The organism is Nocardia gamkensis NBRC 108242, from assembly GCF_001612985.1.
Taxonomy (GTDB): domain Bacteria; phylum Actinomycetota; class Actinomycetes; order Mycobacteriales; family Mycobacteriaceae; genus Nocardia; species Nocardia gamkensis.
Map to the genome: position 1 here is coordinate 147,896 of NZ_BDBM01000009.1, position 12,422 is coordinate 160,317.

Sequence of the window (12,422 nt, forward strand, 5' to 3'; positions counted from 1 at the left end):
CATCGCCTAGATTCCGGCCGCGGCGAGCGCGATGTCGCTGAGGAAGCGGAGGCTGCGCGCGGTGTCGCCGCTCGGCTTCTCCGCCGAGTCGGACGGTCGCAGCGCGGCGTCCTGCTCCAGGACGTACCAGCCCCGATACCCCGCGCCGCGCATGGTGTGCACGAGTGCCGCGATGTCGACGTCCCCCTCGCCCAGCGGGACGTACAGCCCACCGCGCACCGCCTCGCTGTACTCGAGCTTCCCGCCACGGATCTGGTCGGCCAGCGAGCCTCGGACGTCCTTGAGATGAACGTGCCCGATCCGCTCGGCGTGCCGCCGGGCGAGCCGAACCGGGTCGGTGCCGCCGACGAGCAGATGCCCGGTGTCCAAGCAGAGGTCGAGATCGGAATCGGCGAGGAACCGCTCGACCTCGGCCTCGCTCTCCACATGCGTGCCGACATGCGGATGCAGCACCGTGCGCAGGCCGTACGCGGCGGCGATATCGCGGATCTCGGCAGCGGTGTCGATCACTGCGCGCCAGTGCGTGTCGTCGAGCGGCGGGCGATCGTCGTATCCGCCGAGTCCGGTCGCGGCAGCGAGCACGAGCACTTCCGCGCCCGTGGCGGCCAGCAGCGCGGCGGTCTCCTCCGTCCGAGCGAGGGCGGCGTGCCGGTCGCGATGCAACACGACAGCGAGGAAGCCGCCGACCGCGGTGATGTCGAAGGCCGCGAGCAGTCGTCGCAGTTCGCTCGGGTCGCGCGGCAGATAGCCGGGTGGCCCGAGTTCGGCCGCGGACAGCCCCAGCGCGGCCATCTCCGACAGAACGGTGTGTGCGTCGAGCACGTGACCCCAGCCGGGGACCTCACAGACTCCCCAGGAGATCGGCGCGGCCGCGAGGCGCAGCGGGTGGAGAGATTCGGGCATCGGCACTTCTCCGACCTTCGATATCGAGTTGACGCCGCTGTAGTTGGAGCGCTCCAACTATGTAACGCGGGTCATATCGTGTCAAGGGCTTGCGGCGTGCCGGTCAAAGCGGCTCTACCAGCGATTATCCGGTCTTTCATGGAAGACTGCCGTGCGCCGAAGCCAGATTAGAGCGCTCTATTGATCCCCTCTGGCGCACCGCGTATCGTCCGTCCCGGCAGGGCTGGTGAACGCGGAACGGAGGCGCCGTGGCACGACCGACCATGGAAGACGTCGCCGCGCGCGCGGGCGTTTCCCGCGCCCTCGTCTCGCTGGTCATGCGCGACTCCCCGAAGGTCAGCGAGCACCGCCGCCGCGCCGTGCTGGACGCGGCCGAAGACCTCGGCTACCAGCCGCATATCCTGGCCCGCTCGCTGGCCAGCCGGACCTCCAACATCGTCGGTGTCCTCGTCTCCGACTTGCGCAACGCCTTCTTCGCCGACGTCGTCGAAGGCATGGACGCCGCCGCGCAGGAGTCCGGCCTCGAACTGATCCTCAATACCGGCCGGCGCAGCGCCGCACGCGAACACACCGCGTTGGAGAGCCTGCTCTCGTTCCGGCCGGGAGGGGTCATCCTGCTGTCTCCCATCCTGCCCGCCGCCGCCATTCGCGCGGCGGCGCAGCAGGCTCCGGTGGTGCTGGTGTCGCGTACCTCCACCGTCGCAGGCATCGACACGGTCAACGACGACGGCGAGGCAGGCGCCACCCTCGCCGTCGATCATCTGGTCTCACTCGGGCACCGGCGCATCGTCCACCTCGACGGCGGCGGCGCGTTCACCTCCGCGCCGCGACGCAAGGGCTACCGAGCCGCCATGCGACGCCACGGCCTGGAACCGCTGGTCGTGCCGAGCGAGCACACCGATTCCGCGGGCATGGCCGCGGTGCGCAAACTGCTGAACCTCTTCTCCCGCGACGCCTTTCCCACCGCACTGGTGTGCGGCAACGACTTCAACGCCGTCGGGGCGATGTCCGCGCTCGAGGAAGCGGGATTGCGGGTGCCGGAGGACGTTTCGGTGATCGGCTACGACAACACCTCGCTGGCCGCCCTGCGTCACGTCGCGCTGACCACCATCGATCAACCGCGAATCCAAATGGGCAGCCTCGCGATCGAGGCCATCGCCGAACGACTTCGCGACGGCCGCACGAGACCGGTCCGCCGCCGGTTGGAACCCACGCTCGTCGTCCGCTCGACCACGACCGCACCGGGGCGCTGAGCCTCGCCCGGCGCGATCCCTCACGAAGGAGAGCCGATGTCCTCCCACCGAGCCGTCACCCTCGGCCTCGCCGGAACCGGCCGCATCGGCACCTCACACGCCGAAATCCTGAGCAAACTCCCGAACGTGGCCACCGTCCTGGTCGCCGACGCCGACCCCGCCCGCGCCCGCGCCACCGCTACCGACCTCGGCGTCGAATTCGCCCCCGACCTCGACACCCTCTTCGCCGCCGAGCTCGACGGCCTGATCATCGCCACCACCACCGCTTCCCACCCCGACCTCATCATCCGCGCCGTCGACGCGCGCATCCCCGTCTTCTGCGAAAAGCCCGTCGCCGCCGACATCACCGGCACCCTCGCCGTCATCGACCGCACCCGCCACTCCCGCGTCCCCGTCCAGATCGGCTTCCAACGCCGCTTCGACGCCGGCTACCGCGCGGCCCGCGAAGCGATCCGCTCCGGCAGCCTCGGCCGGCTGCACACCTTGCGCGCGACGACCCTCGACCCGGCTCCCCCGCCCGCCGAATACATCGCCCGCTCCGGCGGCATCTTCCGAGACTGCGGAGTGCATGATTTCGACATCATCCGGTGGGTCACCGGGCGCGAGATCACCTCCGTCTACGCCACCGGGGCGAACCGGGGCGCGTCGTTCTTCGCCGAAGCGGGCGACGTCGACACTGCGGCGGTGCTGCTACGCCTGGACGATGGAACCCTCGCGACGGTGTCGCTGACCCGCTACAACGGGGCGGGGTACGACGTGCGGTTGGAGGCGTTGGGCTCCGAAGGGAACGCGATCGTAGGACTGGACGAACGCGCCCCCCTGACTTCCGTCGAGCCCGACCACAGCCCCTCCCCTTATCCTCCCTATGCGGGGTTCATGGAGCGGTTCCGTGCTGCGTATGCCGACGAACTGGCCGCGTTCGTCGATGTCGCCACGGGGCAGCTCGACAGTCCCTGCACACCGGACGAAGCGCTGGAGGCGTTCTACGTCGCTGAGGCGTGCGAAGTTTCGCGACGAGAGGGCCGGGCTGTCGAGATAGCTGAGGTTCGGCGCTGAGGAGTCGCCGAGATCGTCGAAATCAAGATACGTAACCGTGCTTCTTGTTCTCAGTCCGAGAAGCGGCCGGCACCTCGATGCCGAATCAAGCCGCCGACCGGGACGGGCGCGACATGAGCCACTAGTTCGAAGCCCGCCCTGGGGGCGGACCTATCTTTCAACCGTTCCCATAATCGTGCTGGGCTGGACCACAGGGTGTCTTACGCTCGCGGTGCGAGTCGAGATTCACGGCCTCGAGTTCGTCTGCGAGTGCCTCGATGGCGTCGTTGCGGGCGAGTTCGAACGAACGCTTGATCATGACTCGAGAGCCTTGCCTTGACGAAAGGCGTCGTCCCTCAGTAGCTCGTGAAGTTCTCGGACACTCGCGATGCGCCGCTGGTCTTTCGGCACCGCCGCGAAAACCTGCTCGCCCAAGCCCATGACGTACCGCGTCCGGTGTTCGACAGGCAATCTATCCAACATGGTCGTCGCGTACGCGGTGCCCTCGCTCGGATCACCGGCCGAGACCAGGCACAGTGCGCGCTGCAACTCGATCTGGATCGGCCCGCGCCGATTGTTGGGCGGGTACAGGCCGAGAGCCGCCGACTGCGCCTCTTCCGCCCGGCGAGTATCACCGAGATGGGAGTACACGAAGCTTTCGGCGAACCTGACTCGCGCTTCGGAGTATGCCCAGCAATGCCAACTGTGGTCTTTCGTCATACCGGACGGCAATGCCGCGAAAGTATCGCGCAGTGCGACCAATGATGCTTTGGCTTCCTCGGCACGTCCGAGCAACGCGAACGACTGCGCGCGCGCCGCGAGCAAACTCGGTCGTCCGTGCAGGGGGCCGTGTGCAATCAGTTCGTCGGACTTGCTGATCTCATCGATGATGATTTCCGGCTGCTGGCCGTCGTAAATCGCTCGGATAGCTCCGCGCCCCCGCACATACATCATCGCGTGCATATCCCCTGAGCAGTCTGCGGCATAGTTGGCCGTGCGCCACCATCGCCTCGCTTCGCGCCGCAGTCCAAGATCCCCAACAGCCTGAGCTAAGTACTCGCTGAGCAGCGCCCCGATCCGATACAGCTGTCGGCGGTGTGCGAGGTCGGAAGACCTGCCCAACGCAACCTCGAGACTCATGACATCCACCAGCAGTGCCTCCCGCAACTCGGTGGCGGTGTGCGTTCCGGTAGCAACTCCATACTCACGGACGATTTCGTTCCAGTCGTCGAGATCGACCGAGATATCTTCTGAGACAGCCAGATTGAATCCATGCCGGACGGATTCCAACCCGATCGCCATCTCGATACCAGCGGAAGAAACACCGAGCAGGAAGGTTCGTCGGAGCACGTCGTCAACCTCTCTCCCCGCGCTCGGCGGGGACATCGGTGAATCATCCGCCTCCATGCTATCGCTAACGGATCCTCGCTCGGCAGGACGAAAACCGAGTTCGGCGTCAGTCGCGACACCGAGCACAGCCCTCAACCCAGCTCGGTAGTCCGCGTTGGGCCAGCGAAAGATTCCGCGCTCCAACTTCCCGATGTAGTTGCCGGACAGTTGAACAACCCGACCGGTCCGGCGAAAAACCCAGGAGTTCACCGCATCGGCAAGTTCCGCTCGCGACAACGGATGCCCGGTCAGTTCGGACCTGGTCCGCGCTCTGGCCGCACTGAGCTGGTGATTCGGTTCAGACAAGCCCCGTCCCCCTCGTTCGGTAACCCGCAGACAAATCATTGCATTCGCCAGGGGTGTCCATGTCTGAACCGACCCGCTGTCCCGCACTTCTCCCCTTGTCCTCCCTCGAACGGGCGTTCCCGCAGCACCCCACCGAGACGGAATCTAGCCACAGCACTCGGCGCCGCAATGACACGAAGCCACGTCCGGCTCTCCGGGTGCCTGTCCTAGAGCGACTGGAGCAGGAAGGCAGAAGAATGCAGTCGGTTCACAGATCTGCGGCAAGCAGGACCCACGAAGAACCACGCGTGCACGGCGTATCCGCGGACACCCTGATGTCGAGATGCCGGTTCTATCGGGAGGTCTGCGGCCTGCCCGCGCGCATACAACCGCAACTCCACCAACTCTTCATCCCCTCGGGCAGCGTCGGCGGAATCACCGTCCCCGCCGAACTCGGGGCCGCCGTCAGAGGACACATGCAGGCGCGTGGCGTTCACCCCGGCCCGATCGTCTCGCATCCCCGGTCGAAGCGATGGACGTTCCTCGTCGTGCCGGACGTGCCCGACAACGACCTCGCCCTGTTCGGAGAACTGTTTCGCCTCAACGCATCCGTCGCGCGCCTCGGCGCACAGATCGCACTTCCGTCGCCCGCTGACCGACACGGATTTCGGGTGTGGGTGCAACCACCCCGGGACAGCTACCGGCCGTCAGGACTGGCCGTCATCGCATCCGTCCGTGCATGCGCTCGACCCCGTCCGCGCCGGGCGTGATAGAGGAGAAACGGCAGATGCCACCACAGAACTCGACGGCGTTGTCATCAGGTGCGCTTGGACTCGAATCGTGAGAAGCGATTGCGCGAGGGCCGTGCATCCTGATCGACAGGTCGAAGTCGTCGTCGTCCGGGATCCGGACGGACCCGTCGATATCCATGTGTTCATCGACGGCGCGAAAACCCCTGTCACCGAATTCACGATCGACGCAGGCGCGGGGTGGTGCTGGGCGGATTGGAAGCGCTGTCGAGACCGAAACCTCTCAGCCGCTTCGCCGTCGGCAAGACAAACCATGCTTGCTGCGTATGCCGATCCTCCAGGCGGACGGTACGTCGGAGGACGCGGCGAAGCGCAATGGCTCGATGAGGTCTCGGGAGCATCGACGACTGATGAGGATCAACGATGACGTGGGATCGGTTGACGATCGGCAGTTGGGTCAGTACGAGTGAAGGCTGCCCTGTCAGGATCGTCAGAGGCGAGGACAGTGAATCTGTGACCTTCGTGTTCGGCACGTCCGGCAACGAATTCGAGCTCACGATCGACCGCTCGACCTTGGCAGAGGTGCTTCAACTCGGCTCCAGAGCGTTGGCTGAACCGAGGTCCGCTCAGACGTGACTCGAAGAGCGCACTCGAACGCGCGGCGCGGCCTACGACAGCCCACTACTGCGCGGAAGCGTCGACACCGATCCGACGTCCGTGCCACACTCCACTTGTGGAGAGCGGGGCAGAGTTGGAACTGCGTCAGATGATCTTCGATCATCTGACGCAGCGTGTCGCTGAACAAGGCACACTGACACGTGCGGAACTGACAGCTCTCCCGGTGAACGGGGGGACTCGACGTCTTATCGACCTGAACCGCGGCATCTGGAACCCGCGCGACTTGCAAGCAACACTGTCCATCGTTTCGAAGCCTGACAGTCAGTACTCGGATGGGGAAGTCGGCGAGTCACTCTTCGCGTACTCGTACCGTGAAGGGAGCACAAACGGCGACAATACGAAGCTGCGCCGAGCATGCGAGCTGGAATTTCCGATCATCTTGCTGCGGTGGATCCGCCCTGGCGTCTACGTCCCCGTATTCCCGGTGTACGTGGTCGCAGACGACACCGAAGGCCGCAGGTTTATCTTGGCGCTCGACGAAAGCCTCCGGTTCGTAACGGATCCACTCAAACTGAAGCCAATCGAGCGCAAGTACGCCCAGCGCGCCATACGACAGCGGCTGCATCAGCCCGAGTTTCGTGGCAGGATACTGCTCGCCTACGATCGCAGATGCGCTGTGTGCGACCTAAGGCAACCACAGCTTCTCGATGCAGCGCACATACTCGCGGATAACCACGAAGAAGGCGTCCCCGAGGTCGATAACGGCCTGTGCCTTTGCAAGATCCACCACGCCGCATACGACATGCAGCTTCTCGGCATATCGCCCAACTACGAAGTTGTGATCGGGAAGAAGATGATGCAGGACCCAAATGACGGTCCCATGCTCCGACATGGTTTCCGCGACATGAACGGTCGCCAACTGTCTCTGCCGCACCGACGCAGCGACCGGCCATCAAGAGATCGGCTCGCTGAACGTTTCGCCGAATTCAAGGCCGCTAGCTGAACTCGCAGCCGATTAGGACAGTGTCCTCTACTCGAACGCTGCGGCTACTCGAACCCGTACGGGTAGCGACGGAAGGCCGGTCCGAGGAGTTCTCGACGCGATTCGATGATCTGGAAGGAAGGACGATCACCGTATGAGCTCTGGGCATTCCGCGTTGCCGGTGGATGGCGTCAACTTTCAGCACTACACCGCCGCACAGGCTCGCGAACTGCGCGACGAAGTCGAGCTGATCTTCCGAGACTCCTACGTCGATGCGATCGAGTCCGGTGAGGAGTTCGAGTCGCCCGAGGCGTTCATGCACCGATTCGATGCCTATACCGACCCCGCCCGCGCCGGTGCGTTCGAGTTGGTGATCGCTCGTCTCGACGGCGAACTCTGTGGGCAGGCGTGGGGTTGGCCGCTCACCGCCGAGACCGCGTGGTGGGACGGGCTGCGGCTCGACGAAGGCGACCACGCGGCGTTCACCGCCGAGAACGGTTCGCGCACATTCGCCTTCAGCGAGATCATGGTGCGCAAGCAATTCACCGGGAGGGGTATCGCGCGGGCCCTGCACGACCAATTGCTCGCGGGACGGCCCGAGCAGCGCGCGACACTGCTGGTCCGCCCGGATAATCACCGTGCGTATGACAACTATCGTCGGTGGGGGTGGTACCGCGTCGGCACCTTGCGACCGAGCTGGCCGGAGGCCCCGCGATTCGATGTGCTGATGCGTGGTCTCGAGCGAGCTCGGAGGGGCGCAACCGACTGATCGCCGACAAGGAGTAAGCCGTCTGACCGCATGGGTCGCGGGTGGCGGTGAACACCGGCCAGAGGAATTCGCGAATTACGGTGCGAAGTTCTGCGGCTCTACGTCGGCCGCAACCGCGCGATGACCTCGGTCAACTGCATAGCGTTCCGGCACGCGCGCATCGTCACGCACTCCGTGTTGATGAGTTCTCCCGGTTGTTCAGTGCGTACTTCGATATCGGAACGAATCCGGGGATCGAGGGGGAAAAACATTCTGGCAATTGGCATTTCACGAACCGTGGATCGACGGTGCGCGCGCCGGCGCGTTGCTAGCATCGGGCGGTTCGTGACAGTGGTTCGTATGGACCCGGGAGGGGATGCATGAGCGGCACGTCGGGCTGCGATCGTCGGCAGAAGCGGGTCATGGCGTCGCGCCGTGTCTCGTACACATTGCCCGCCCTGGTGGCCATGACGCTTGTGTCGAGTGGGTGCGGGGCTGGTGGCACCGCCGCTCCCCGCCCGATCGTCACCACGGTCTATACCACCACCTCGAAGCCTCCGGCTCGCACCACTTCGCCGGTGACCACCACCACTACCCCACCGGTGACGACCACTTCTCGGACCCCCTCGACCACGCCGACCACCGACACCGCGCAACCGATCTACGTCGGGATCTGTGTCGACCAGACAACGAATACCCGGTCGATCGATGACCTGTGCGACACCACCGACAGCCGCTACGCCACCTTCTGGTACCGGCACGCCGATGCCCTCATATACCCGGCGGTCGGCGCCGCGGTGGCCCTCGCCGCCGGGACCTTCCTGCGCCCCAGCGGAACCGAAGTCCACGACCGAGGTGTTCCGACCACGGGCGGCGCAATCCAGCGCGGCGTGCTCGGCCGAGGTCGACCCGACATCGGCGGCGTCGGCTCGTAGTCGACCTCTAGCCGGTCGCGACAGCGATTTCGGTCGGGCTCGCGGCGGCGGATACGGAGTCGGCTCGCCTCCGGTGCGCGGGGCCGGACTTACCCTGCCGGAACCGTGGCGATGCGGCGATGGCGTAACCATCCGCGGACACCGATGGCCAGCGGCAGCAGGACGGTGAGAAACCCGGAGACCGGCTCGAATGCGATGCCGAAGGCGGTGAGCACAGCGATCGCGGCGAGGATCGGCGCTGGAACGTAGCCGCGCGTTCGCTCCGTCTCGATCACGGCGATACCGAAGCCGACGGCGGCGACTCCGAACGCGGTGAACCAGAAGGCGAGTTCGGTCTGCTCTCGGCCGGTCGCCCAGATGACGACGCCGAGTGCGGTATGCGCCGATCCGATGAACGCGAGCAGACTGCCCGTCACCGGCAAAGGAGTTTTTGAATCCATATTCCTAAACATTGCCCTAAGCTCTTCCCCATGGCAAGACCCCGGCGATTCACCGATGACCAGATCCTGGATGCCGCGCGCGACTTGCTCGCCGATCCGGCGACGACCAGGCCGACCATCGCCGCGATCAGCGCTGCCTCCGGCGTCCACACCGGATCGATCTACGTGCGCTTCGCCTCCCGCGAAGAGTTGCTCGCACGACTGTGGCTGCGCTCGATCCAGCGCTTCCACACCGGATTCATCGCCGCGCTGTCGGGAGCCGACCCGCTGCTCGCCGCCGCGATGCACCTGCCGCGATACTGCCGTGCACATCCCACCGAAGCTCGTGCGATGAAGATGTTCCGGCGTGAGGAACTGCTCGAGGTGGGCTCTGCCGAGTTGCGCGCCGACATCGCCACGGTCAACGACCGCATGAACGACGCGCTACGCGCCGCCGTCGCGGCGGAGTTCGGCGAAGCCGACGAGCATCGCATGGCGATCGCGGTGGCTGCCGTCAAAGCTATTCCCTACGGGCTCGTTCGCGAGTACATCGCGGGCGCGGCGCCCATTCCGGACTGGGTCGATGACGTCATCGCCACCGCGACGGCCGCCGTGGTCCACAAGTTGCGCCCGGCGGGCAGTGAACGGGCATCCCGCTGAGGCGCCATTCCGGCGGCCGAGTCACGCCGGCAGCAGCCGCGCGATGACCTCGGCCAGCTGCTTGACGTTCCGGCACTCGTGCATCGTCACACAGTCCGCGTACACGTGGGCGGCGGAATCCCCCGTCGACCAGGACCGCGACGGCTCCGGATTCAGCCAGTAGGTGTGTTTCGCGCGGTCGACAATGGTTTGCACCGCAGCGAGATTCGGGTCCGTGCGATTGGTTCGCCCGTCACCGAGGATGAGTACGGATGTGCGCGGCCCGAGGGCGTCGGCGTAGTTGTCGAGGAATCCTTGGAACGCTTCGCCGTAGTTGGAGCTGCCGAAGCGGGCGACTCTGGTGGAGCGGATGATTCGCGCGGCGGTGCCGGGGGTCGGTGGCTCGCCGGGGGTGAAGAAGTGGGTGATCTCGTCGCAGGTGTCGACGAAGCCGAAGCTGCGGACCCTGCTGAACTGGTCTTGCAGGGCCTGGATGAGGTGCAGGGTGAATTCGGCGAAGCCGGTGACCGAGCCGGAGATGTCGGCGAGGACGACCAGGTCGGGGCGGCCGTGTTTGCGGGCGCGCAGGACCGGGTCGATGGGGACGCCCCCGGTGGCCATGGAGCGGCGCAGGGTGCGGCGCAGGTCGATTCGGCCGCGCACGGCTTTGCGGCGGCGGACGGCTAGGCGGGTGGCGAGTTTGCGGGCCAAAGGGTGCACGAGGCGGCGCATTTCGGCGAGGTCTTGTTCGCGGGCGCCGAGGAAATCGATCTGGTCGGTGCTGGATTCGACGCCGCGGCGGGCGATGTATTCGGTGCCGCGCAGTTGCGCCGAACGCAGCCGGGCCTCGGTCTGGACGGCGGTGCGGAATTGGGCGAGGCGGCGATCGGCTTCGATGGTGTGGACGGTGGTGTCGAGTTGGGAGGAGCCGTTCATGCCCGCGACGATGCGATCGATGAGTTCTTCCGGGCGTAGGGCTTTCATGGTCAGGTAGGAGGACCAGCCCGCGCCGGATGCGGTGGTGACCGGTGCGGAGGACTGCCCGGTTCCGGCCCCGCCGTAGGCGCCGAGTTCGGTCAGTGCTCGGCGGGCCAGCTCGGCGACCGACTCCGAATCGTCCTGTGCCAGTGCGGAGACGAGGCGATCACGCAGGGCTTCGATGGATTCGGTCGTCGACGGATCAACGGGCTGCGGCTGCTGAGCGGTCAAGAAATAGAGGTCGAAGAGCTGATCGAACACAGCGCGTTGACCATTGCGGCGTAGCAGGCAGGCGGCCATGCCGGAGCGCAGGCGATTGCGATCGTCGATTCCGAGGGCAAGCATCGCCTCCGCGGCATCGATGGTCTCACTCGGCCCTGCGTTGATGCCGTGATCGCGGAGTAGCTCGACGAATTCGACGAGTCGATCGGTCATCGAGTCGGAGAGGTCGCGACCCGCCTCACGGGCGCGGCCTTCAGCGAGTCTCATGCCCGACTCCGGCAACCGATTCCTACCGCAACGTGTGCGACGGCCCCCGGCACACGAGATACGACGTCGACCGGCGCAGAAACGACCCGACAGAGCCCGAACTTCATCTCACCGCCCTCCTCGGTCGGCATCCATATCGAGCCCGAGCCGCTCGATCGCCAGACGATGGTCGGACTGGTACTTCAAGAGCACACCGAGCGTCGAGCGGACAACGCTTCCACTCAGGTTGCGCGCACCCAACGCGACCAATGTCTTCGCCCAGTCGACTGTCTCGGCGATAGAAGGCGCCTTCCGCAACGACAGCTGACGCAACGCGCCGACCACGCCGACCACCGGCTCCCCCAGCGCCTCGTCCAGCTCCGGAACCCGCATCCGCACGATAGCCCGTTCCAGCTCCGCCGTCGGGTAATCGATGTGCAGATAGAGGCAGCGGCGCTTGAGCGCTTCGGACAGTTCGCGGTGGGCGTTGGACGTCACGATGACGAACGGCTTGCGCACCGCGGTGACGGTGCCGAGTTCGGGGATGCTCACCTGGTAGTCGCCGAGCACCTCCAGCAGCAGCCCTTCCAGCTCGACGTCGGCCTTGTCGAGTTCGTCGATGAGCAGCACCGTGGGACGCGGGTTGCGGATGGCGGCCAGCAACGGGCGGGCGAGGAGGAACTCTTCGGTGAAGACGTGGTCGCGGGTACTGTCCCAGCCTTCGTCGTCTGTGGCGGTGATGCGGAGCAGTTGCTTGGCGTGATTCCACTCGTAGAGCGCGCGGGCCTCGTCGATGCCCTCGTAACACTGCAAGCGCACCAGGTCGGAGGTGGTCGCGGTGGCGACGGCCTTGGCCAGCTCGGTCTTGCCGACGCCCGCCGGACCCTCGACCAGCAGGGGCTTGCCGAGGTGGCCGGCGAGGAACACGGCGGTGGCGATATCGAGGGACGGGAGATACCCGGCCTCGGTGAGGCGCTCGGTCACCTCGTCCACCGACGCGAAGAACTTACTCATCGGTAAC

The 12,422-nt window shown here is 65.9% G+C and carries 13 protein-coding genes; 7 read left to right on the forward strand and 6 right to left on the reverse strand.

The annotated features are described in order from the left end of the window. Nucleotides 1–6 precede the first annotated feature (6 nt). The gene (locus NG1_RS10810; RefSeq protein ID WP_062969896.1) at nt 7–903 is read right to left on the reverse strand and encodes a TIM barrel protein; all 897 of its coding nucleotides are present in this window, start codon (nt 901–903) and stop codon (nt 7–9) included. Nucleotides 904–1,151: 248 nt separating this feature from the next. Between NG1_RS10810 and NG1_RS10815 the strand changes: the two genes are divergently transcribed. Beyond that, a complete protein-coding gene (locus NG1_RS10815) occupies nt 1,152–2,156 on the forward strand; it encodes a LacI family DNA-binding transcriptional regulator (RefSeq protein ID WP_062969897.1) in 1,005 nt (334 codons plus the stop codon). Between the two features lie 36 nt (nt 2,157–2,192). Then, nucleotides 2,193–3,212 carry a Gfo/Idh/MocA family protein gene (locus tag NG1_RS10820; RefSeq protein ID WP_062969898.1) on the forward strand — a complete coding sequence of 340 codons (1,020 nt, stop codon included), beginning with the start codon at nt 2,193–2,195 and terminating at the stop codon, nt 3,210–3,212. Nucleotides 3,213–3,369: 157 nt separating this feature from the next. Here NG1_RS10820 and NG1_RS36575 read toward each other — a convergent pair whose 3' ends face one another. Together NG1_RS36575 and NG1_RS10825 are read right to left on the reverse strand one after the other, a co-directional pair. After that, the gene (locus NG1_RS36575; RefSeq protein WP_157113967.1) at nt 3,370–3,510 is read right to left on the reverse strand and encodes a hypothetical protein; all 141 of its coding nucleotides are present in this window, start codon (nt 3,508–3,510) and stop codon (nt 3,370–3,372) included. After that, a complete protein-coding gene (locus NG1_RS10825; RefSeq protein WP_501193575.1) occupies nt 3,507–4,925 on the reverse strand; it encodes an NsdA family TPR-like regulatory protein in 1,419 nt (472 codons plus the stop codon). The genes NG1_RS36575 and NG1_RS10825 overlap by 4 nt, the downstream gene beginning before the upstream one ends. A 1,202-nt stretch (nt 4,926–6,127) precedes the next feature. On the opposite strand from NG1_RS10825, the gene NG1_RS38785 reads away from it, so the two are divergent. From NG1_RS38785 to NG1_RS37400, 4 genes are all read left to right on the forward strand, one after another. Then, nucleotides 6,128–6,250, forward strand: a complete 123-nt coding sequence (locus NG1_RS38785; RefSeq protein ID WP_281218169.1) for a hypothetical protein — start codon at nt 6,128–6,130, stop codon at nt 6,248–6,250. Between the two features lie 97 nt (nt 6,251–6,347). Then, on the forward strand, nt 6,348–7,235 hold the full coding sequence (locus NG1_RS10835; RefSeq protein WP_062969901.1) for an HNH endonuclease: 888 nt from the start codon (nt 6,348–6,350) through the stop codon (nt 7,233–7,235). A gap of 133 nt (nt 7,236–7,368) precedes the next feature. Further along, entirely contained in the window at nt 7,369–7,983 is a 615-nt protein-coding gene (locus NG1_RS10840; protein ID WP_062969902.1) for a GNAT family N-acetyltransferase, read from the forward strand. Between the two features lie 557 nt (nt 7,984–8,540). Next, nucleotides 8,541–8,897 (forward strand): hypothetical protein, encoded by a 357-nt coding sequence (locus NG1_RS37400; protein WP_169812345.1) that lies wholly within the window; start codon nt 8,541–8,543, stop codon nt 8,895–8,897. A gap of 89 nt (nt 8,898–8,986) precedes the next feature. On the opposite strand, the gene NG1_RS10850 is transcribed toward NG1_RS37400, so the two are convergent. Then, a complete protein-coding gene (locus NG1_RS10850; protein WP_245659854.1) occupies nt 8,987–9,337 on the reverse strand; it encodes a DUF6463 family protein in 351 nt (116 codons plus the stop codon). 30 nt (nt 9,338–9,367) lie between these two features. Here NG1_RS10850 and NG1_RS10855 point away from each other — a divergent pair, with 30 nt between their 5' ends. Continuing rightward, nucleotides 9,368–9,976, forward strand: coding sequence for a TetR/AcrR family transcriptional regulator (locus tag NG1_RS10855; protein ID WP_062969905.1), 609 nt, complete (start codon nt 9,368–9,370; stop codon nt 9,974–9,976). Between the two features lie 21 nt (nt 9,977–9,997). On the opposite strand, the gene NG1_RS10860 is transcribed toward NG1_RS10855, so the two are convergent. Both NG1_RS10860 and NG1_RS10865 read right to left on the reverse strand, forming a co-directional pair. Beyond that, nucleotides 9,998–11,422, reverse strand: a complete 1,425-nt coding sequence (locus tag NG1_RS10860; RefSeq protein ID WP_245659855.1) for a vWA domain-containing protein — start codon at nt 11,420–11,422, stop codon at nt 9,998–10,000. Nucleotides 11,423–11,530: 108 nt separating this feature from the next. Beyond that, on the reverse strand, nt 11,531–12,415 hold the full coding sequence (locus NG1_RS10865) for an AAA family ATPase (protein WP_062969906.1): 885 nt from the start codon (nt 12,413–12,415) through the stop codon (nt 11,531–11,533). Nucleotides 12,416–12,422 lie beyond the last annotated feature (7 nt).

What these genes read in the sequence shown, in the direction of transcription:
- NG1_RS10810 (WP_062969896.1), bottom strand. Translation starts at nt 903, where the DNA reads ATGCCCGAATCTCTCCACCCGCTGCGCCTCGCGGCCGCGCCGATCTCC.
- NG1_RS10820 (WP_062969898.1), top strand. Translation starts at nt 2,193, where the DNA reads ATGTCCTCCCACCGAGCCGTCACCCTCGGCCTCGCCGGAACCGGCCGC.
- NG1_RS36575 (WP_157113967.1), bottom strand. Translation starts at nt 3,510, where the DNA reads ATGATCAAGCGTTCGTTCGAACTCGCCCGCAACGACGCCATCGAGGCA.
- NG1_RS10825 (WP_501193575.1), bottom strand. Translation starts at nt 4,925, where the DNA reads ATGATTTGTCTGCGGGTTACCGAACGAGGGGGACGGGGCTTGTCTGAA.
- NG1_RS10840 (WP_062969902.1), top strand. Translation starts at nt 7,369, where the DNA reads ATGAGCTCTGGGCATTCCGCGTTGCCGGTGGATGGCGTCAACTTTCAG.
- NG1_RS10850 (WP_245659854.1), bottom strand. Translation starts at nt 9,337, where the DNA reads ATGGATTCAAAAACTCCTTTGCCGGTGACGGGCAGTCTGCTCGCGTTC.
- NG1_RS10855 (WP_062969905.1), top strand. Translation starts at nt 9,368, where the DNA reads ATGGCAAGACCCCGGCGATTCACCGATGACCAGATCCTGGATGCCGCG.
- NG1_RS10860 (WP_245659855.1), bottom strand. Translation starts at nt 11,422, where the DNA reads ATGAGACTCGCTGAAGGCCGCGCCCGTGAGGCGGGTCGCGACCTCTCC.
- NG1_RS10865 (WP_062969906.1), bottom strand. Translation starts at nt 12,415, where the DNA reads ATGAGTAAGTTCTTCGCGTCGGTGGACGAGGTGACCGAGCGCCTCACC.